Raw genomic sequence first — 20,826 nt, 5'->3', positions numbered from 1 at the left:
CTGCCGAGCGGTAGCTCTCGAGAAAACTCACAAGAATCCAGGATATCCAAGCGTTCAGGAAGGAGAAGACTCACCGGGAGCGCAGGAGGCAAGAGGAGGGGAAGAGAGGAAGTTATTCGCAATTCTCACCGGGTATTGAACAACCGCCGGACACCCTGGACCCGACGACTTCCCGCGGTCTTACCCCGGAGATGGAAGGAGAGAAGAGATGTTATATCCTGTCCGGGAGGCTCATGCCAGGGCTTCGTGACGCTGCTGGCAGCGTGCCTGCAGTTCATCCCACTCGTCCGGGTGCTCCTCTGCCCACTCAAGGATCACGTGGACTATCCGACCCCGCCACTCGGAATCCCCCCGGTAGTTTACCAGGATGCAATTAACCACCACTTCGATCTGTTCTTCCGGATGCTGGCTGTTTTCTGCCATAGTGAGCCCTCCTGATACACCGCGGGTGCTCATACCGGATGAAGATTCGACAGCATATAATCCTGATCCTCCCCTGGCGGCGCCGGCCGCAAATCCCCCGGTTGACCCGGACGGTATGCCGGATCCCGCCTTTTGCCGCCCGGACGCTTCCGGTGCCGCCGCCGCAGGGGTTATCATGCACCGGGGAGAAGATTACGGGAACGATCATGAAACTCGGCGTGCTCTTCTCCGGTGGAAAAGACTCAATATTCGCCTGCTGGAAGGCGATGCAGCAGGAAGAAGTGGTCTGCCTGATCACGGTCGTCTCTAAAAACCCCGAGAGTTACATGTTCCACACCCCGAACATCCGCCTCGCCGCACTGCAGGCCGAGGCGGCGGAGCTCCCGCTCGTGGAGGTGGAGACGGCGGGGGAGAAGGAGGAAGAGCTCCTGGACCTGAAACGGGCTCTTCTTGCCGCCAGAGAACAGTACGGAATCGAGGGGGTCGTCACCGGGGCGATCCTCTCGATCTACCAGGCAGCGAGGGTTCAGCGGGTCTGCCGTGAACTGGACCTCTGGTGCTTCAACCCGCTCTGGAACGCGGACCAGGAGGCCTATATGGAAGAACTCATCGGCGCGGGCTTTAAGGTCGTCATCGCGGGTGTCTTCTCCTGCCCCTTCGACGCGTCCTGGCTCGGGAGGGAGATCGACCGCCGCACCCTTGACGAACTCCGGGAGATCGCCCGGAAGTACCGCGTCACCCTCACCGGCGAAGGAGGGGAGCTCGAGACGTTCGTCGTCGACGCCCCCTTCTTCGCTCAAAGGATCGCGATCGAGGAGGCGTCGAAGACCTACCGGAACTACAACGGCGTTCTGCGGATCGAGCGGGCGGGGCTGGTGGCGAAATGATCCTGCTAATCGACCTCTGCTACCGGGAAGACTCGCTCTCCCGGGACGAGTTCGTCGGGCCGGTCGAACGGCTCCTCCGCAGGAGCGGAGCACCGTTCTTCACCCGCCACTACACCGCCGTCGGGGCACCGGAGCTTGAGGCCGCGGACGCGGCGATCCTCTGCGGGACGGCGCTCCGGGACACCGGGTTTGCAGAGCACCCCGAACTGTTCCGGTGGCTCCTCTCGTTCGAGCGCCCGGTGCTCGGCATATCCTCCGGGATGCGGGCACTCGCGGCGGCCTTCGGCGCCGGCACCGAACCGTGCTGCGAGATCGGCATGGCCGACGTGGAGGTGCTCGCTCCCGACCCGCTCTTTGACGGGCAGGAGGGCTTTCCCGCATACCAACTGCATGAATACGCCGTGCAGGTGCCGGATACGTTCGTATCCCTCGCCGCCTCGGACCAATGCGTCCAGGCGATCCGGCACCGCTCGCTCCCCCTCTACGGCTTTCTCTTCCACCCGGAGGCCAGGAACGAGTGGATACTCGAGCGGTTCCTCGGGCTGGTAACGCCCGTCACCGGCCGTAGCGGTTGATCGTGTTGATCAGGGCCGCGAACCCTTCCATCTCCTTCTCGAGCACTTCTGTCCGGGTCATGCCCATGCTCATCTCCGCGTCGGCGGTCAGCATCTCGGGCCCGCGCACCACCTCGCGGTCGACGCCGTCGGCGGAGAGGATCTTTTGCGCCTCGGCGTCGTGAACGAACGCCCGGCCGGGGATGACCACGACGTCCTCGAGTTTCGCTAAGTCCACCCCGGCGAGGTCGTCGGCGGTGATGAGGCAGGCGATCTCCTTTCTGACCCTGACGACCCTTGAGGTCGAGCCGCGGATCGAGAGGGCCCGCTGGATGAAGGGGGCCGCGACGCTCCCGGTGATCACCGTCGCACGCTTCCGGACCCGGGGGAGTTTCTTCAAGAGGTCCGGCTCGTGGAGAATTGCAAACGGCGACCCGATGGAGGGGTCGCCGAGCGGGGTCCCGTTGATCTTCATCGAGAATCGATCGTTTAAGTCGGTGACGATCTCGTGGAACTCGTCAACGGTGTGGACCTGCTGTCCCTCGATGAGGGGAGCGTTGCCGAGGATGAGCCCCTGGTCGGTCCGGTTCGCAAACCGCATCAGGATCAGCCCTTTTGCGCCCCGCTCCTCCAGCCAGGCGCAGGTATCTTCGAGGGTTTTACCGTCGTTGACGCCGGGAAGAACGACTGTTGCGGCGTAGACGTCGATTGCACCGCAGAGCCGGTCGAGGACCGCGAGCGAGGCTTCCGGCGTCGGGTCGTGCATCCACTGCCGCCGCAGAGCCGGGTCGGCGGCGAAGACGGTGTAGGAGACCTCGGAGAGGCCGTTCTCTATGAGGTGATCGGCTATATCCGGCTCGTCGAACCCCTTGCCGCTGGTGTAGCCGATATGGAGCGGCACTTCCATGCTGCCGAGCAGTTCGACGAGGTCGCGGAACTCCGGGTAGCAGCTCGGGTCGCCGCCGCCGCTGATGGTGATCCGGTCGACGTCGTCGCTCATCATCTGGAGGTTTGCGAGCGTCTCGTCGGCGACGGTCCGGAGGTCCTTGAACCCCTCATATCCCTCACGCACACCCCGGGTGCAGTAGTCGCAGCCCTTCTGGAAGGGGAGGCAGTACCTGCAGCCGAACGCGGTCGTCCCCTGGACGTGTTTGAAGTAGCAGTACGAACAGAATCCCCGGCAGTCGAGGCCGGGCCGGCCTCCGAGATCGACGGTGAGGTGCGACATCCTGCTGGTACTTCTGTGCTCCTCTGTTATGAACGTTGCAGACCTGTCCCCCCGGTAGCTCCACGGCCGATCGGGCTTCGGCGGGCCCGCGGCCTCCGGCACCCTGCACCTTTATCGTCCGGCGGGGCGAGGCAGTTGTGGTATGCGGACGAGCCACCGGCTGCTGCTCCGGTTCTATCACGACCCCGGCTACGACTTCTCCCGGGTCGAGGTCGAGTACGTCGACCGGGGGGCGCCCGGCGACCGCTCGACGGTTCGGGGCGACCGGGTCGTCGCGCTCGATGCCCAGTACCTGGAGGTGGATGCCGGGACGCACGTGGCGTGTATTCCGTATCACCGTGTCCGGCGGATACTGTATGACGGTGAAATAATGTGGCAGTATGGTGATCAACCGGGGGATGCCGGGGAGGAGTGAGATGAATCGGCGCCATCTTTTTTACCGCAGACCGCCCACGATATAAGGTATGCCCCAGTGGCTTAGCTGGCAGAGCGGCTGACTTGTAATCAGCAGGTCCCGAGTTCAAATCTCGGCTGGGGCTTAAGGCTGGTCGGTTCTCACCTGTTTCGGTTTTCGGGCGTGTTTCTGCTCTGTGTGATTCTAAATCTCTTTGTCGGGCAATTCCGGTAGGTTCCCTGCTCCATGTGGGCTGCAAGGAACCGGGCCGTATCGGATGAGGTGATGATTCGAAGCCTCTTGCCGTCCTGTTTGTTGCACAAATGGGCGAGGGCAAAACATATCATTCATAGTGGAACTGTTTATAAAAACATTTATATAGTATCCCCTTTATCGAGTCGCGCCCTATTCTTGGGGGCATGTACTATGAGAAGGATAGTTTACGCCTTTGTTTTCGCGTTTATGGCTGCGGAATTAATTGTTGCGGGTGCGGGGGCGTGCGAGGCAACGAATGACACCTGCACTATCAATCCTGGCGATACCATTTATGTGGATCTGCCGGTGATTGAAGAGGGCATGCTGTTTAGGATGGAAATTAAAGATGCAGTCGCAAGATGCGAGGATGGTTGTTTTGAGATTTCTGCGGAAAACTTCACGATGCCGTGCACCATGGCAAATATGACCATCCAGCTTCAAGCGAACGAATCTTCGACGATTGGCCTTCAGTGTACAAGGGACGGTGGGGTAAGAGACCTCAGCATGACCGGGAACGAGGTCCAGGTTTGTTCGTTTGACTGCCCCGGAGGATGCGCCGAATCCATGAAATTCTATGGGACCTGTTGCCCATCTCATTCCGAGGTGAGGATTAACCTGACAATGGAGGGTACTCTCGATCAGGTCACTGAAACGTGCCCTGATGAGTTCTCGTTTGAGCTCCATGGGATTAGTGACGGGGTTACCAATGTTTCTGTGGAGCTGGACGGGACAGAATTGATCCAGGAGGTCACGGTAACATCCGAGCCGACAGGGGATAATGAATGCCATCTGACCCTCGTATAATCGTGGATGGTTCCGGCTAAGCATATTGTTCAACGTAGGATCTCACTGGAGGTGTTTGGAGATAGGAAGACAAATAGCGGCTCAGGATTGAACTCGGTACCCTGACACACCAGTGCCTTAAGCGAAGAATCCCGACGATAGAAGCACTCGGAGCGGAGACAACCGCCTGGAACCGGCAACAAAATCAATCCCGAATGGGTGTCGACTGGCCTGTTCACCGCCGAAGATGCAAGAGTGAAACTCAAGCGGCTCCCCTCAATGATCTTGGGCATAGACGACAAGAAGCACTGGCACAGTGTCCTGTCCGCGCAACTCCTGTCCAACCGGCAAAGCCATCAGGGCGCTGGTAAAGAACTGGAAACCCCACTCGCCTGGATAGAAAAGGTCTCACCGGTTATTTTGTTCACCCGTGAACTACCCCGCCCTGAAGGGCGCGGCTTCCTGCTTCATCGAACTTGCCTCGAAAAGGACTTACGCGATCTCCACAGGCGTTGATTATTCTGTTTGGGCAGTCCCTGCCCTACAGCAAATTGTACATTCCGGTTGCTTGGTTCTCGCAACACAGATATTGTCTATTAGCAGAAATGAGGAGAAAAAAACTATCGTCTCGAAACGTATTTCAGGAAGGGCGGCTCCGCTTTCATCACCACCCTGAAGGGTGGGGTCTTCCCGCTCCGCCCCCTTTACCCCCGCAAGATAAAGAGGCCCTCAAAAACCCTTATATTCCCACCCCATCGGAGTACTTTTCACCAGATCCAACCCATATTTATACATGGCCTCGTACGTCCACCGGATAGAGGTACAATATACCCGCGATCCACGGCTGCCGACGCGTACCGAGAGGTTCCGCTCGCTGGGTTTCCCCCTGCGCGAGCTGCATCTCGTCGACGTCTATACCATAGCGACCGCCCGGAGGGACTTCTCCCCCGATGAGCTCTCGCAGATCGGTGCGCAGCTCAGCAACCCCGTTGTCCAGCGGTACTCCGTAGACCGGCCGACGGAGGCCGCCTTTGATTACGCGATCGAGGTCGGGTTCCTGCCCGGGGTCACCGACAACGCCGGGACGACGGCAAAGCAGACCATCGAGGACTACTTCGGGTTCCGGTTCGGCGAAGGGGAGGCGGTCTTCTCGTCGCAGCTCTACCTCGTCTCCGGCGACCTCACGCCCGAATCCCTGGAGCGGCTCACCGTCGCCCTCGCAAACCCGCTCGTCAACCGGGTGCACGTCAGGAGCCGCGAGGAGTACGCCGGGAAGGGAATGGACGCAATCACCCCCTTCGTCCACCTCCACGACCTGCAGGCCGCCGGGACTGTCGACCTCGACCTCCCCGACGCGGAACTCGCACGTATCGGAAAAGAGGGTATCCTCGACCCCGCAACAGGGGAGCGGCGCGGGCCGCTCGCCCTCGACCTCGCCCAGCTCCACGCGATCCGCGACTACTTCCGGAAACTCGGGCGGAAGCCGACGGACGTCGAGCTCGAGTCGCTCGCCCAGACCTGGAGCGAGCACTGCAAGCACACGATCTTTGCCTCGGCGATGGACGACGACGTCCCCCGGGGGCTTTATAAGACCTGCATCCAGGCGGCCACCAACACCGTCCGCGAGGCAAAGGGCGATGACGACATCTGCGTCTCGGTCTTCACCGACAACTCCGGCGCCATCATCTTCGACGACGAGCACCTGGTGACCTGCAAGGTCGAGACGCACAACTCCCCCTCGGCCCTCGACCCCTTCGGCGGCGCCCTCACCGGGATCGTCGGGGTGAACCGCGACACCATCGGGTTCGGCCTCGGCGCCAAGCCCTGCATCAACATCTACGGCTACTGCGTCGGCGACCCCGACACAGAACCGGCCCTCTTCCGCGGCAAGAACCGGACGAACCCCATCCTCCCTCCCCGGCGGATCTTCGAGGGCGTCGTCCGCGGCATCGACGTCGGCGGCAACTGCTCGGGCATCCCGACGCCGCAGGGGTGGTGCTACTTCCACGACCGCTACGTCGGTAAACCACTCGTCTTCGCGGGCACGGTCGGCGTGATGCCGCGCACCCGTAACGGAAGACTGCTCCACGAGAAGCAGGCCCTCCCCGGCGACCTCGTCGTCATGGTCGGCGGCAGGGTCGGCAAGGACGGGATCCACGGCGCCACCTTCTCTTCAGAAGCCCTCGACCCCGCGAGCCCCGTGACCGCGGTCCAGATCGGCGACCCGATCACCCAGAAGAAGTTCTCCGACGTCATCGTCAAGGAGGCCCGCGACCTCGACCTCTACCGGAGCATCACCGACAACGGGGCGGGAGGAATCTCCTGCTCCGTCGCGGAGATGGCACGGGAGTCGGGCGGGTGCCATGTTCTCCTCGACCGCGTCCCGCTGAAGTACCCCGGCATGGCGCCGTGGGAGATCTGGATCTCCGAGTCGCAGGAGCGGATGACGCTCGCCGTCCCAGAGGAGAAGATCGAGGGGTTCATGGACCTGATGAAGAGGAGGGAGGTCGAGGCCACCGTCATCGGGACGTTCACCGATACGGGGAGATGCGTCGTGGAGTACGGCGGAGAGACCGTCATGGACGTCGACCTCGACTTCCTCCACGACGGCCTCCCGAAGAAGCACCTCCGGACAGAGCCCGTGGAGACGGTCTATGCCGAGCCCGACGTGCCTCACCCCGACCGGCTCGACGACCTCCTCCTCGCGATGCTCAAAAGAAAGAACATCTGCTCCAAAGAGTTCATCTCGACCCGGTACGACCACACCGTTCAGGGCGGGCACGTCCTCGGGCCGGTGCAGGGAGCCGGGCGGGTCCAGACCACGGCCACCCTGACGAAAGTCGTGCCCGGCTCGATGAAGGGCGTGGGGCTCTCGCAGGGCCTCTTCCCGTCCTACTCCGAGATCGACCCCTACCGGATGGCGCTCGCCGCGATCGATGCGGCGGTCCGGGGTTTGATCGCAATCGGCGTCCCGCTCGCGACCATCGCGCTCCTCGACAACTTCTGCTGGTGCTCCTCCGACGAGCCCGGGAGGCTCTGGCAGCTCAAGCGCGCCGCGTTTGGGTGCTATGACGGCGCGGTCAAGTTCGCGACACCGTTCATCTCCGGGAAAGACAGCATGTTCAACGACTTCTCCGGGTTCGACGCCGACTCGAACCCCGTGAAGATCTCCGTACCCCCGACGCTCCTCATCACCTCGATCGGCGTCCACCCCGACGTCACGACCGCGGTATCGATGGACGCGAAGTTCGACGGCGACCTCGTCTACGTCGTCGGGGAGACCGGGGAAGAACTCGGCGGGTCGGAGTACCTCGCGCACCTCGGTATCGAGGGGGGTTCGGTCCCGTCCCTCGATATCGAGGCGGCGAAGGTGCGCTACGGCCGGATGACCGACGCGATCACAAAAGAACTTCTCGCCTCCGCCTTCCCCGTGACCCACGGGGGGCTGCTCGTCGCCCTTGCAAAGGTCGCGATCGCCGGGAGAGTCGGCATGGATCTGACAATCCCCGGCGGGATGCGCCCGGACACCTACCTCTTCTCGGAGTCGCTCGGGCGGCTCATTGTCACGGTCGCCCCCTCCGACCGCGAAGCCTTCAAGGAGATCTTCGCCGGCGACGCGCACCTCCTCGGCCGTGTCGCCGGCGAAACGTTCCGGGTATCGGCAGGAAAAACGCTCATAGAACAGCCGGTGACGGCAATGGAAACTGCATACAAAGCGCCTTTCGGGGGGTACTGAGCATGGCTCGCGCAAACAATCCAAGAGCCCTCATCATGAGCGGCTACGGGATCAACTCCGAGATGGAGACGCAGGAAGCCCTGATGCGGGCGGGCATGGCGTCCGATATCGTCCACATCAACGACCTCATCGCGGGGGAGAAATCCCTCTCCGACTACCGGCTGATGGTCTTCCCCGGCGGTTTCTCCTACGGCGACGACACGGGTGCCGGCAACGCCTACGCAAACCGCGTCCGAAACAACCTCTGGAGCGACGTAAAAGAGTTCCTCGCGGGCGACAACCTCGTCCTCGGGATCTGCAACGGGTTCCAGATCCTCGCGAACCTCGGCCTGGTTCCGGCGTTCGACCGGGACTACCCCCGCGAGATCGCCCTGATGCCGAACAGGAAGGGCGTGCTGGAGTGCCGGTTCGTCACCCTGAAGCCTGCCGCGGATAACCTCTGGACAAAGGGCATCTCGCACATCTACTGCCCCGTCTCCCACGGCGAAGGGAACTTCTCCTGTTCGGAGGAGACCTTAAAGCGGATCGAGCGGGAAGGGATGGTCGCGTTCCGGTACTGCCGCGACGACCTCTCCCCCGCGGGAGGGGAGTACCCATACAACCCGAACGGGGCGCTCGCGGACATCGCCGGCGTAACCTCGGCGGACGGCAAGGTTCTCGGGCTGATGCCGCACCCCGAGAGGGCGATGGAGTTCGTGAACCTCTATGACTGGCCGATCAGAAAAGAGCGGCTGAAGCGCGAGAAAAAACCCCTCCCCACCGAGTCGATGAACATGCAGTTCTTCCGCAACATCGTCGCGTACTTCGGGGAGTAAGCGTCCCCGAAAATTTGAGGGCACCCGGGCTCTCCCCTCCCGGGTTCCCCGCCGCCATCATACTGAGAAGAGGGGGTCGAGTTCTACCTTCTGCCAGTCCCGGTCCACGACCTTCATCCAGAGCGTACGGGTCTTGGGGACAAAGATCACCTGGTGATCCGTGGAGTACGGCATACCCTCGAGCATGCTGTGCCGGAATGTCGCGCCCCCGTCCTGCAGCAGCACATCACGGATCTCGACCATCCGTTCACCATCGATCGATCCCTTGCTCTCCTCCGCGAGGCGCAGGAGATTGTCATACCGCGTGGTCGAGTGCTCCGCCGGAGGCACCGCAAGCCGCCACGACGGGTCCACGAAGTGGTTTGCGGCCGCGATCACGCCCGGTTCCTCGCGGCGCTTGATGTCGTACACGGTCTCCTCGTAGGAGTAGGCCCGGTCCGGCCCGGCCGCGTTCACGATCCAGGCGCAGTCAGCGCGGGTGGTCATGATCCCGGCATCGAGCCCTTCCATATCGGAGTAGTCGAGCATCAGCCGGAAGAACTCGCCGATAAGATCGGGCCTCCCGGCGATCTGAAGAGCACCGCCCGAGTCCTCAGCGTTATCGTCGGCGATGAAGAGCCCCGCGCTGTTCATCAGGGTCTCGGGGCGTGCTCCTGCCGGGCCGAAGGTCGCGACACCGTTGCTCCCGTCGGTCGGGTTGTAGACCGCGAGGGTGTAGTACGGATGAAAGACCGAAAAGACGTCGGGCAGGTCGTAGTTCCGGGAGAGGACCACCGAACCGTCCGGGGTGTAGTTGCCCCATACCGCCACAAAAGAGCACCCCGCCTTCGCGCCGTAGGTCACGAGGTAGACGATCGGTCCTTCGTAGAGGACGTCGACCTCCTCCACGGTGAGACCGGACGTCTCCGCGATGCCGGCCCGGATCTCCTTCATGCGTTTTGCCTGCAGCACCGTTGCCTCCCGGGCGAACTCGCCTACTTCCGTCTCGGTGTATCCCGATGCCGTGAAGTGTGAGCGGAGCATCTCGTACTCGGCCTGGAGTTCGTCTTTCATCAGGGCCCCGTACTGCCGTCCCATCTCCCGGTAGGTGCCGGAGAGGACGACAACGGGGTAGGATCCCGCCTCGTAGCGTGTGCCGTTGCCGAACGTGGCAACCTGTTTCAGCCCGGTATCGGCGGCCCCTGCATTCTCCGAAGTGAGGACGATCGCCGTCGCAGGCACCACGAGCGCCAGTGCGATAAGAAGATACAGTAGTTTCACGAAGAAGCATCTTCACCTGAGCGGATAAATCTGCTGAAGTTATTGCGCCTGTTTTTCAAATTGCGAGCCGCTCGCCCGCTGTATCCATATCCCAGCACACGAACCGGATGGAAAGTCCCCCGAATCCCGGCCGTCCGCCCGCCATCCGGCCTGCGATGAATATCTGTCAAGAAGACCTCCCCGTCCCGGCATAAAACTATATTATTCTCCCGGGAGAATATCCGGCCGGAACCGGAGGAGTCGCCACGAAGATCAGGGTCGCCCGCTGTTTTGCAGAGGAGAGTGCCGATACGCCTGCGGTTCTGGAGGTCGAGGTCGACCAGGCGGACGTTCCTGCCGCAGACGAGATCCTGACGTTCGCCTCCATGCACGGGAACTTCGTCTGCATCCCCGACCGCATCTTCCGCCGGTTCGAGATAATCCTCCCTCCCGATAGCCGCCTCGAGATCCTCAAAGATGCGCTCCTCGAGGTCATACGTCTCGAACCTGAAGGCTCGGAGGGGCTCAATCCCTACGAGATCGAGGACTTCATCGACGCGCTCGAGCGAACGCGGCAGAAGGTGCTCGCCGACGACAGGGCCTGACATTGTGTTTCGTTCACCTTTTTGCCCGGGACCGCGAACGAATACGTGATCGGATTGAGAGATAAGGAGAGAGGGGTGTGCGGGCTTGCCGTCAACACCATCCATACCATGGACTGCATCGAGGGCATGCGGCGCCTGGCGGCGGGCTCCGTCGACGTCATCGTCACGTCGCCGCCCTACAACATCGGGAAGGACTACAACTCCTACGACGACAAAAAGCCCCGCGAGGACTACCTCGACTGGATCGGGGAGGTCGCCGCCGGAGCGGCGCGGGTCCTTGCCGACGACGGTTCGTTCTTCCTCAATATCGGTGGCAAACCCCGCGACCCCTGGATCCCCTTCGATGTCGTCCAGCGGTTCCGCCCCCACTTCGAGCTACAGAACGTCATCCACTGGGTCAAGTCGATCGCCATCGAGAAGGAGGATGTGGGCGGCTACGAGAAGATCGCCGGGGATATCGCCGTCGGCCATTACCAGCCGGTGAACAGCGCCCGCTACCTGAGCCAGTGCCACGAGCACATCTTCCACTTCACGAAGAAGGGCGACGTGGCGCTCGACAAACTCAGCGTAGGCGTGCCCTACCAGGACAAGAGCAACATCGGCCGCTGGAAAGCGGCGGAACGCGACCTCCGCGACCGGGGGAACACCTGGTTCATCCCCTACCGGACGATCCGCTCCTCCCGGCCACACCCGACCAGTTTCCCGGAGAAACTCCCCGAGATGTGCATCCGGCTCCATGGCTGCCGGCCCGGGATGCTGGTTCTCGACCCGTTCATGGGCATCGGGAGCACGGCGCTTGCGGCCATCGCCCTCGACGCGGACTACATCGGGTTCGAGATTGACCCGGAGTACCGCCAGATCGCAGAGGCCAGGATCGCCGAAGCGCGCCGCGAGAAAGAACTGACGGATATTATATCCTGAAACCCAAACGAGAGACTGATGGAGACCCTCATCGCCTTCGCCGTTGCCCTCGTGGTGATCACCGTCGCGTCGCTCAGGTATCGCCTTCCCCCGTTCCTCACCCTGGTCGGGACGTCAGTTCTCTTCGGCTTCCTTGCCGGCATGCCTGCGGAGACGGTTATTGCAGCAATCACCGGCGGTGCCGGGAGAATTTTCTCCATCCTTGGGATCGTCATCTTCTGCGGGGTCGGCATCGCCCAGGTTCTCCGCGAGAGCGGCCGGGTAGAGGGGATCGTCGCCGACATCCGGGGCCTGGTGCGCCGCCCCCTCGCCACGGCGGGAACGGCCGGCTACCTCCTCTCCGTCCCGCTGATGTGCGGCATCACCTCGTTCGTCATCCTCGCCCCCATCCTCACGCACCTCTCCTCCGACGGCCGGGCATCAAAGACCCTCCTCTACTGCGCCGGCGTCGCCGGGATGATATCCTACGTGCTCCTCTACCCCGCTCCCGTCGTCTACTCGACCATAACGGCCCTCGGCCTCTCCGGCCGCCCCTGGGATATCGACCTCGTCGCCCTTCCCCTCTCCCTCCTTCTCCTCGCCGGGCTCCTCCTCGCCATGCGAGGACGGATGCCGCCGGCCGAAGAGGCGGAAGAACCGGCGGCCGGGCGGAACCGTCGTGCCTGGCTGCCGTTCATCGTCATCCTCGGGATGCTCGCGATCGGATCACTGGTTCCCCCGCTCCACGCTCTCGCGAACATCAACCTTGCGCTCCTCGCCGGGCTCTTTGCAGCCCTTGCCACCGTTCCGGGCGACGTCCGGGAGAAAGCGCTTACACGCGGGACGAAGAACGCCGGGATCATCATCTTCGACCTCGCCGGTGCCGGGGCGCTCGGCGGCGTCATCGCCGCAAGCACATTTCCTGCGGACGTGACCGCGCTGGTACTCGGGTTCCTCCCCGTAACCATCCTCCCGTTCGTCATCGCCGCCCTGGTGCAGGCGGCACAGGGCTCAAGGGTCGTCACCGCGGCCGTCACCGCCGCCATCCTCGCCACCATCCCGGCCGTCACGGCGATCGACCCGCTCGCCCTGGTGCTCATGGTCTCCGCAGGAGCGTTCATGTTCTCCTACGTCAGTGATCCCTTCTTCTGGCTGCTCAAACGGACGACCGGCGACGACTTCTCCGCGGTCGTGCGAAACTACACCCTGCCGCTCTCGATAGCGGGCCTCGTCACGCTCGCGGCGGCGCTGGTGATCCAGGCCGTGCCGTGACGCAGGCCCCACCGGTATTCATCAAAAAATTCGCCCTGACCATGCCTATTATATAATTCGGGCGGCATGTAGTCCCTTGCCAGAGGGAGAATGATGGAAATAAAGTACGTATCGACGACATGCCCGTACTGCGGCACCGGGTGCGGGTTCAACCTTGTTGTCCGGGACGGCAAGGTCTTTGACGTGGCGCACTGGCAGCGCGCGCCGGTCAACGGGGGCAAACTCTGCCCCAAAGGACGTTACGCCCACGAGTTCATCAACAGCCCCGATCGCCTCACAAAACCGCTGATCAAGAAGGACGGCAAGTTTGTCGAGGCGACCTGGGACGAGGCCTACGACCTGATCGCAGAGAAGTTCGGATCCTACAAACCCGACGAGATCGCCTGCCTCTCCTCCGCCCGGACATCGAACGAGGAGAACTACCTGATGCAGAAGTTCGCCCGGGTAGCGCTCAAGACCCCGCATGTCGACCACTGCGCCCGGCTCTGCCACGCGTCCACCGTCGCGGGGCTCGCAGCAGTCTTCGGCTCCGGCGCGATGACCAACTCGATCATGGACATCGCCGAGTCGAAGTGCGTCTTCGTCCTCGGTTCCAACACCTTCGAGCAGCACCCGCTCATAGCGCGGAGCATCATCCGTGCGAGAGAGGGCGGCGGGAAGGTGATCGTGGCCGACCCGCGCCTCACCCCGACCGCGAAGCAGGCCGACCTCTACATGCCGTTCGTCTCCGGCACTGACGTCGCTATCTTAAACGGCCTGATGCAGGAGATCATCAAGAACGGCCGGGAGGACAAAGAGTTCATCGCGAACCGCACGAAGGACTTCGAGAACCTCAAGGAAGTCGTCATGAAGGATGACTACAGCCTTGAGAACGTCTCGAAGGTCTCCGGCATCCCGGTCGAGAGCCTCAGGACCGCGGCCGAGTGGATTGCAACGGCCGACGTCGCCGCGCTCATCTACTCGATGGGTATCACCCAGCACACCGTCGGCGTCGACAACGTCAAATCGACCGCGAACCTGATGATGCTCACCGGCAACATGGGCAAGCCCGGTGGCGGTGTCAACCCGCTCCGCGGCCAGAACAATGTCCAGGGCGCCTGCGACATGGGAGCCCTCCCGAACGTCTACTCCGGCTACCAGAAGGTCACCGATGAGGCGGCCCAGAAGAAGATGAAGGAGCTGTGGGGTGTTGACGAGCTTGCCGAGGGCAAAGTAGGCTACACCGTCACCGAGATGGTCAACGTTCTTGCCGACGAACCCGGCAAACTCAAAGCGATGTACATCATGGGCGAGAACCCGATGCTCTCCGATCCCGACCTCCACCATGTCGAGGAAGGGCTCAGGAACCTCGAGTTCCTGGTCGTGCAGGACATCTTCATGAGTGAGACCGCTGAACTCGCCGACGTCGTTCTGCCTGCGGCATGCTACGCCGAGAAGGACGGTACCCAGACGAACACCGAGCGGCGTGTCCAGCGCTGGAAGAAGGCGCAGGATCCGCCGGGGGAGGCGAAGCCCGACTGGCAGATCCTCTGCGAACTCGGGAAGAAGATGGGCTACGAGAAGCAGTTTGCGTTCGAAAGCCCCGAAGCGGTCTTCGAGGAGGTCGCCGCCGTCACGCCGTCCTACCACGGCATGTCCTACGCCCGTCTCGACCCCGACGGCCTGCACTGGCCCTGCCCGACCGAGGAGCACCCGGGAACGCCGATCCTCCACCGGGAGAGGTTCGCCATGCCCGACGGACTCGGGGTCTTCTCACCGATCGAGTGGAAGCCGCCTGCCGAGGTGCCGGACGACGAGTACCCCTACGTGCTCACGACCGGCCGGACACTCTGGCAGTGGCACACCGGCACCATGACTCGCCGGTCGTGGAGCCTCGAGAAGGAGGCGCCCATCGGCTGGATCGAGATCAACTCCGAGGACGCAAAAGAACTCGGGATCGAGGACGACGAGTTCGTCCGGGCGAGCACACGCCGGGGCTCAGTCGAGATCCCCGCGCGGGTAACCTCGGAGATCATCAGAGGCGTCATGTTCATCCCGTTCCACTACAAGGAGCACCCGGCGAACAGGCTGACCCACAATGCGCTCGATCCCGTAGCGAAGATCCCCGAGTACAAGGCCTGTGCCGTGAAGGTCGAGAAGATCGAGGAGGTGTAAGATATGGCAGGAAAAGGCGATTTACTCTATGCCTGGACGACGGACGATGAACTCCGGGAGAGGGCGGAGACGGGCGGAGCAGTCACCGCGCTGCTGCGCCACGCCCTCGAGAGCGGCATGGTCGACGGGGTCTTTGCGGTCAGGAAGGGCGCGGACGTCTACGATGCGTTGCCGGCACTGATCACCGACCCTGCCGAGATCGGGGGGATTGCCGGGTCGCTCCACTGCGGCACCCTGCTCCTCCCCAAGCAGATGCGGCGGTGCCTTCTTTCCACCGAGCCGAACATGCGGATCGCAACCGTCCTCAAAGGCTGCGACGTCAAGGCGATCTACGAGATGGCAAAGCGCAACCAGGTCAACCTGGACAACATCATCATCATCGGCCTCAACTGCGGCGGCACCATCCGGCCGGAGACGGCGCGGATCATCGTCCGCGAGAAGCTCGGTCTCGATCCGGACGACATTGTCAAGGAGGAGATCGACAAAGGAAAGTTCATCGTCATCACAAAGGACGGCGAACACGCTTCCGTCTCGATCGACGAACTCGAAGAGGGATCGGAGGACCTCCTCGGGGACCAGGGCCTCGGCCGCCGGTCCAACTGCCGCCGGTGCAAGATCAAGATCCCGCGCCAGGCGGACCTCGCCTGCGGCAACTGGGGTGTCATCGGGGAGAAAGCCGGCAACGCCACATTCGTCGAGGTCTGTTCCGAGAAGGGTGCAAACCTCCTCAACGCCGCCGTGAAGACCGGGGCAGTCGCCACCGAGCCTGCGAACCCGAAAGGAATCGAGATCCGCGGCAAGGTCGAGAACGCGATGCTGAAACTCGGTGACAAGTGGCGGGAACGCTACTTCGGGGCGCTCGGTGAGGGGACGGAGCGCCTGAACAAGATCCGCGAGCAGACCTCCCGGTGCATCAAGTGCTACTCCTGCATTGAGAACTGCCCGATCTGCTACTGCGTCGAGTGCAGCACGAGGAAAGACTACCTGGTCGAGCCCGGCGTCATCCCGCCGCCGTTCATGTTCCACCTGATCCGGTTCGCGCACATCTCCGACTCCTGCGTCAACTGCGGCCAGTGCGAGGAACTCTGCCCCGTAGAGATCTCGAACTCGGTCTTCATGCACGCCATCCAGACCGACCTCGAGGAACTTTTCGGGTTCCACCCGGGCGAGGACATGACCCCGCCGGTGCTGGCCCTGGTCGAAGAGAGTGCGGAGCGCGACCGGCTCATCGCCACCGGGAGCGACCAGATCTTCGATATCTTCCGCTGACTGCGGTTCAACCCTCCACCATCGACCCTTTTTCCCCGTCGGGACTGTTTTCCGACGCCGTGCCCGGTCCGATCAGGGTGCTGTTCCCCGCAGAGTGGTGTTTTCCTCCCGATTGCGACGCTTTCCTGACGTAAGCTTTCATGACGTCCGTTCGGGCGACAAAACCCGAGAGCGTCCTCGGGTCCTCTGCAGGGACGACGGGCAGGTGGTGAATGTCGTGCTCGGTCATCAGCGCCAGGGCCTCGCGCAGCGTGCAGGAATGATGCACGGTGAACACCCGTGAACTCATGACATCCTCCACCGGTACTTCGTGTTCGCCGTTTATCCGATGATCTCTGACATCATCGAGAGCGATCATGCCGACGAGCTTCCCTTCCCCGTCGAGCACCGGAAACCCGGTATGCAGCGTCTCGTCGATCAGGCGGAGCACCCGGCCGGTGGTGTCATCGGGCGATACGGCGACAATCCGGTCGCGGGGCACCATAACATCGCTCACATGAATATCCTGAAGGATTTCTATCATAAACTCGTCCCGGTGAGCGGCCGATTGGGACCGGTTCAGCACCTGCTCACGGAAGATAGTGGACTGACCGATGAGGAGGACCGCCACCGAGACGGCACCCATCGCCGGGACGAGCAGGGAGAAGTCGCCGGTCATCTCCACGACCATGATCATGACCGCGATCGGTGCGTGTGAGATCGCACCGAAGAGAGCGATCATCCCGACGATGAAGAAGACCGGCACGGACTCGGCAGGCACGATCCCGGGGAGCGCGAGGTGCAGCAGGGAGCCGAAGGCGCCTCCCGTCGCCCCCCCGATCACCAGCCCCGGTGCGAAGACGCCCCCGCTCCCCCCGGAGCCGATGGTGAGCGACGTCGTCAGGATCTTCGCAAACGGGAGGAAGAGCAGCACCCCGACAGGGAGCATGTTATACAACGCGAGTTGTGCAAAGCCGTATCCGGTTCCGAGGCTGCCGATCCCGACGAGTGCCGCTTCGGGGGAGAGGGCTGCAAGAGCAAGAACGAACGTGCCGGTGAGGAATGCCCCGGTGAGGGGTTTGAAGTGATTTGGGATCTTCAGGCGGCTGAATACCGTTTTAAAAATTCTGTTTGTCCCGTAAAACGTGGTTATGTAGATCAGGCCAACTGCAGTCGAGATCACGCCGAGGAGGAGGAAGAGAGGGATCTGACCGACATTCCAGGAGGTTACACCGGAACCAAAGACCGGTTCAAAGCCTTCAACCAGGCCGAAGATGGCATATCCGATAACAGAGGCGAGGAACGCAGGAACGATCGCTTCGGCTTCGAAGTCCTGTTTGTAGAGGATCTCAGCAGCGAGGATTGCCCCCCCGAGAGGCGCCATGAAGATCGTGCCGATTCCGGCGCCGACACCGGTGGCGATAGCAAGCCTCCGCTCACGGGCGGAGAGGCCTAAAAGATCGGCAGCGATCGAACCGAAACCGGCAGACATCTGTGCAGTCGGCCCTTCACGCCCGGCACTCCCCCCCGTCGAGATGGTCAGGACGGCAGTGACCGCTTTGACGAGGGGGACGCGCCAGCGTACCCGCCCCTCTCCATGAAACGCTTTTATTGCTGCATCGGTCCCGTGGCCTTCCGCCTCCGGGGCAAGGGTGTAGACCAGGAGGCCGGAGAGGAGTCCTCCGAAACAGATGACGGGGAGGATCATCCAGAGATGATCGGGAGGAGCCCATTGAGCGATATCCTGGAGGGTTTGCCCCTCCTTCGGGAGATGGAACCCGACGATGCCTTCCATGAAAAACGCTGTTCCCAGTTTCAATCCTTCGAAAAAGAGCAGAGCGCCGAGGCCGGCAATGAGCCCGACGATGATGGCGATAAGTATGATCCTCCTGTAGGGAGTGACGGTTTCCTCGATCTGCATGAAGTTATGGAATAAATTTGTTTAACATTTATTTAAAGTGGTTGACTTTCACCGGCAGCAACGGTACAGGGGCGGATCACCGCCGGACGTCCCGGTGCGCCTTCAGCATCGGCATCGCTCCCGGGGCTCCTCAGCGGTCTCCCCGGATGGTTTCCGGGTACCGGCTGCCACCAGAAGCCCGGCAATGCCCCTATAGTCCGCGATGTCTGTCGAGAGGGGGCCCAATAGGCCGAAATGCATCCACAATAGCCAGAGGGCCATTATAACTGTATCCCGCTGGATGCATGGCGCCGGACGGGGGTTTGCATGGCATCATCGGAGACACCCATTCCATGAAGGAGCAACAGTCGTCCCTTAAGAAGGGGAGCAGAGTCCATGGCAGACTGCTTTGTATTCGCCGCACCTGATGCACGGTACCGGACGGACACCCAGCAAGACAGGGCGCACCCCGGCGGGGAGGCTGCCACGGGACCCTTAAATCCGTTCGCAAAAGGGTTCCGATCCTGGGAGAGGCGGATCCCGGAAATTGAAGCAAATAAGTCATTTCCTCAAAAAGGCGTCGTTCTTCCTGTCAGGGCGCCCGTTCCCGAAGCTCGCCCCGACGCGCAGGCATCTGCGGTGGTTTTACCGGGCGTTCGCTGCCCCGGCATAAATATGAGCGGAGATCGGGAGATCTGCGCGCCCGCTCCCACATACTTGCCCAATTAACTCCCTGAAACCACCTATATTCCGCGTGGTCTCAAAAGCAAAAGTAAATGCAGCGTTTATCGATCCTTCATGTTTAACTGTGGCAATTAACTTGGGGCGATGATAAGCGACTGAATTTGGGTTGTATCCTCCGCGCGTAGCGATCATTTCGAAACCTATCAATAGCAATCTCAAATTACTGATTAATTAGACCTATCCATTCGGATTACTTGATGGTATAGGTAGGACGTTTAGAGAGGTGTATGAAAAATGGTATTCCATCCTCCAGTTGCTATCGTAGCAAAAGCAGGTGATGCCGGCAAGTACAAGGTCGGACTGCCGGCCTGGAACATGTTCCTGCGTGGTATCCTGTCCGGAGCATTCATCGCGATGGGCGCAGCCCTGGCAACGATCTGTTCGACCGGTATCCAGGCAACCGACGTTGCGATGCGGTTTGGTGCTGCAAGTCCCGGTATCTCCCAGCTCATTCTGGGTGCTGTCTTCCCTGTTGGGCTTATCATCACAATCATGACCGGTGCCGAGCTCTTCACTGGCGACGCGATGCTCGCCCCCATGGCAGCGTTCGTCCACAAGGTCAGCTGGGCAAGCGTGCTCAACCTCTGGGTCTGGGTATATATCGGCAACCTGGTCGGGTCGATTATCTTCGCGTATATCGCAGCATACGGCCCGTATGTCAGCTTCGATGCCGCCGGAGCCGCAACGCTCACGGCGTTCGGTGGGAGAGCAGTAGCCATAGCGACCGCAAAGACGGGTTACGTCGGCGGCATGGCGCTCTGGTCGGTGTTCATTAAGGGAATCGGCTGTAACTGGCTCGTCAACCTTGCTGTCCTGCTCGGTATATGCGCCGACGACGCGATCGGCAAGATCGTCGGTATCTGGTTCCCGATCTTCGCTTTCGTTGCCAGCGGATTTGAGCACAGTGTTGCAAACATGTTCTTTATCCCCGCGGGTCTCTTCTGCACGGGCCTTGATCCCACAAAGGCAGTCGACTCGCTCACCTGGGTGACCATGTGGACCAACAACATCATCCCGGTCACACTCGGTAACATCGTCGGCGGTCTGTTCTTCGTCGGTGTTCTCTACTGGGTCGCGTTCAGAAAGGAAATTGCAGCGCTTAAGTAAGTCTGATTGACGATGCAAATCGGAGATGTCAAAGTGAGGGTGACGGCCGTTACGGTGGCCGTCGTCCTCTTTTTTATTGTCCTGATCGCTGTGTATGTCTTCACAACCGGGGATATATACTCGCTGTTTTGGGCGGTTCCGGCGGCAGCCATGCTGCTTCTCATACCCATGGCACTCAACTACATGAGCCAGTCACAGTATGCGTCGCTGGTGCCGATGTATGAAGCAGAGGCCAAGAACACCCGGATACGGGAGATTAACTTAAACAAGCTCGGCGAACCGGTACGCATAAAGGGAGTTGTCGAGCGGGTGTATTTCCAGTTCCTCAACCGGCCGCAGTTCCTCGTCGCCGACCGGACAGGCGAGATATCGGTCAAGATGTTCACCTCGCCGGCAGAAGACGTGCAGAAAGGCGATGTGGTCGAGGTGCTCGGAACCGTCGTCAAACGCTACATCATGACCGGAGAAGCGGTTGTCAACTGCGTCTCCATACGGAAAATCAAGAACGATCAGTAATTCCGACGCCCGGAGGGCGCCAAGCAATTCAGTGAAGGGACGGCGGAAACGGTACGGTTTCCTGCC

At 61.6% G+C, this 20,826-nt stretch carries 18 protein-coding genes and 1 tRNA gene; 14 read left to right on the top strand and 5 right to left on the bottom strand.

Going from position 1 to position 20,826, the window contains the following annotated elements; genetic code table 11:
* Window positions 1–231 precede the first annotated feature (231 nt).
* Window positions 232–423 carry a hypothetical protein gene (locus HL657_RS07430; RefSeq protein ID WP_317296189.1) on the bottom strand — a complete coding sequence of 64 codons (192 nt, stop codon included), beginning with the start codon at window positions 421–423 and terminating at the stop codon, window positions 232–234.
* 206 nt (window positions 424–629) lie between these two features.
* On the opposite strand from HL657_RS07430, the gene HL657_RS07425 reads away from it, so the two are divergent.
* A complete protein-coding gene (locus tag HL657_RS07425; RefSeq protein ID WP_317296193.1) occupies window positions 630–1,310 on the top strand; it encodes a diphthine--ammonia ligase in 681 nt (226 codons plus the stop codon).
* Window positions 1,307–1,885 carry a type 1 glutamine amidotransferase gene (locus HL657_RS07420; protein WP_317296188.1) on the top strand — a complete coding sequence of 193 codons (579 nt, stop codon included), beginning with the start codon at window positions 1,307–1,309 and terminating at the stop codon, window positions 1,883–1,885. The genes HL657_RS07425 and HL657_RS07420 overlap by 4 nt, the downstream gene beginning before the upstream one ends.
* Here HL657_RS07420 and mmp10 read toward each other — a convergent pair.
* A complete protein-coding gene (mmp10, locus tag HL657_RS07415; protein WP_317296187.1) occupies window positions 1,866–3,092 on the bottom strand; it encodes a methyl coenzyme M reductase-arginine methyltransferase Mmp10 in 1,227 nt (408 codons plus the stop codon). The two genes, HL657_RS07420 and mmp10, sit on opposite strands and share 20 nt — an antisense overlap.
* A gap of 142 nt (window positions 3,093–3,234) precedes the next feature.
* On the opposite strand from mmp10, the gene HL657_RS07410 reads away from it, so the two are divergent.
* The 5 genes from HL657_RS07410 (at window position 3,235) to HL657_RS07390 (ending at window position 9,075) form a co-directional block, all read left to right on the top strand.
* The gene (locus HL657_RS07410; protein WP_317296186.1) at window positions 3,235–3,507 is read left to right on the top strand and encodes a DUF504 domain-containing protein; all 273 of its coding nucleotides are present in this window, start codon (window positions 3,235–3,237) and stop codon (window positions 3,505–3,507) included.
* A 51-nt stretch (window positions 3,508–3,558) separates the two neighbouring features.
* A tRNA-Thr gene (locus HL657_RS07405) sits at window positions 3,559–3,631 on the top strand.
* 281 nt (window positions 3,632–3,912) lie between these two features.
* Window positions 3,913–4,545: a hypothetical protein gene (locus HL657_RS07400; RefSeq protein ID WP_317296185.1), complete on the top strand. Its 633-nt coding sequence runs from the start codon at window positions 3,913–3,915 to the stop codon at window positions 4,543–4,545.
* A gap of 772 nt (window positions 4,546–5,317) precedes the next feature.
* Window positions 5,318–8,260 carry a phosphoribosylformylglycinamidine synthase subunit PurL gene (locus tag HL657_RS07395; protein WP_317296184.1) on the top strand — a complete coding sequence of 981 codons (2,943 nt, stop codon included), beginning with the start codon at window positions 5,318–5,320 and terminating at the stop codon, window positions 8,258–8,260.
* 2 nt (window positions 8,261–8,262) lie between these two features.
* Window positions 8,263–9,075, top strand: a complete 813-nt coding sequence (locus HL657_RS07390) for a phosphoribosylformylglycinamidine synthase subunit PurQ (RefSeq protein ID WP_317296183.1) — start codon at window positions 8,263–8,265, stop codon at window positions 9,073–9,075.
* Window positions 9,076–9,132: 57 nt separating this feature from the next.
* Here HL657_RS07390 and HL657_RS07385 read toward each other — a convergent pair whose 3' ends face one another.
* Together HL657_RS07385 and HL657_RS07380 are read right to left on the bottom strand one after the other, a co-directional pair.
* Window positions 9,133–10,335: a C45 family peptidase gene (locus HL657_RS07385; protein WP_317296182.1), complete on the bottom strand. Its 1,203-nt coding sequence runs from the start codon at window positions 10,333–10,335 to the stop codon at window positions 9,133–9,135.
* Between the two features lie 196 nt (window positions 10,336–10,531).
* Window positions 10,532–10,723 (bottom strand): hypothetical protein, encoded by a 192-nt coding sequence (locus tag HL657_RS07380; protein WP_317296181.1) that lies wholly within the window; start codon window positions 10,721–10,723, stop codon window positions 10,532–10,534.
* On the opposite strand from HL657_RS07380, the gene HL657_RS07375 reads away from it, so the two are divergent.
* The 5 genes from HL657_RS07375 (at window position 10,701) to HL657_RS07355 (ending at window position 16,514) form a co-directional block, all read left to right on the top strand.
* Complete coding sequence (locus HL657_RS07375) at window positions 10,701–10,919, top strand: hypothetical protein (protein WP_317296180.1); 219 nt, start codon at window positions 10,701–10,703, stop codon at window positions 10,917–10,919. The two genes, HL657_RS07380 and HL657_RS07375, sit on opposite strands and share 23 nt — an antisense overlap.
* Before the next feature lie 54 nt (window positions 10,920–10,973).
* The gene (locus HL657_RS07370) at window positions 10,974–11,840 is read left to right on the top strand and encodes a DNA-methyltransferase (protein WP_317296179.1); all 867 of its coding nucleotides are present in this window, start codon (window positions 10,974–10,976) and stop codon (window positions 11,838–11,840) included.
* A gap of 18 nt (window positions 11,841–11,858) precedes the next feature.
* Window positions 11,859–13,091, top strand: coding sequence for a GntP family permease (locus tag HL657_RS07365; RefSeq protein ID WP_317296178.1), 1,233 nt, complete (start codon window positions 11,859–11,861; stop codon window positions 13,089–13,091).
* A 93-nt stretch (window positions 13,092–13,184) separates the two neighbouring features.
* Window positions 13,185–15,245 carry a formate dehydrogenase subunit alpha gene (gene fdhF / locus HL657_RS07360; protein ID WP_317296192.1) on the top strand — a complete coding sequence of 687 codons (2,061 nt, stop codon included), beginning with the start codon at window positions 13,185–13,187 and terminating at the stop codon, window positions 15,243–15,245.
* A gap of 3 nt (window positions 15,246–15,248) precedes the next feature.
* On the top strand, window positions 15,249–16,514 hold the full coding sequence (locus HL657_RS07355; RefSeq protein ID WP_317296177.1) for a Coenzyme F420 hydrogenase/dehydrogenase, beta subunit C-terminal domain: 1,266 nt from the start codon (window positions 15,249–15,251) through the stop codon (window positions 16,512–16,514).
* A 7-nt stretch (window positions 16,515–16,521) separates the two neighbouring features.
* Here the strand turns inward: HL657_RS07355 and HL657_RS07350 are convergent, their stop codons facing one another.
* The gene (locus HL657_RS07350) at window positions 16,522–18,414 is read right to left on the bottom strand and encodes a chloride channel protein (protein WP_317296176.1); all 1,893 of its coding nucleotides are present in this window, start codon (window positions 18,412–18,414) and stop codon (window positions 16,522–16,524) included.
* A 957-nt stretch (window positions 18,415–19,371) separates the two neighbouring features.
* Between HL657_RS07350 and HL657_RS07345 the strand changes: the two genes are divergently transcribed.
* Both HL657_RS07345 and HL657_RS07340 read left to right on the top strand, forming a co-directional pair.
* A complete protein-coding gene (locus HL657_RS07345; protein WP_317296175.1) occupies window positions 19,372–20,244 on the top strand; it encodes a formate/nitrite transporter family protein in 873 nt (290 codons plus the stop codon).
* 12 nt (window positions 20,245–20,256) lie between these two features.
* The gene (locus HL657_RS07340) at window positions 20,257–20,760 is read left to right on the top strand and encodes an OB-fold nucleic acid binding domain-containing protein (RefSeq protein ID WP_317296174.1); all 504 of its coding nucleotides are present in this window, start codon (window positions 20,257–20,259) and stop codon (window positions 20,758–20,760) included.
* Window positions 20,761–20,826 lie beyond the last annotated feature (66 nt).

Origin of the sequence: Methanoculleus nereidis (genome assembly GCF_032944295.1) — an archaeon.
GTDB classification, from domain to species: domain Archaea; phylum Halobacteriota; class Methanomicrobia; order Methanomicrobiales; family Methanoculleaceae; genus Methanoculleus; species Methanoculleus nereidis.
This window is presented reverse-complemented; position numbering and strand designations above follow the sequence as displayed.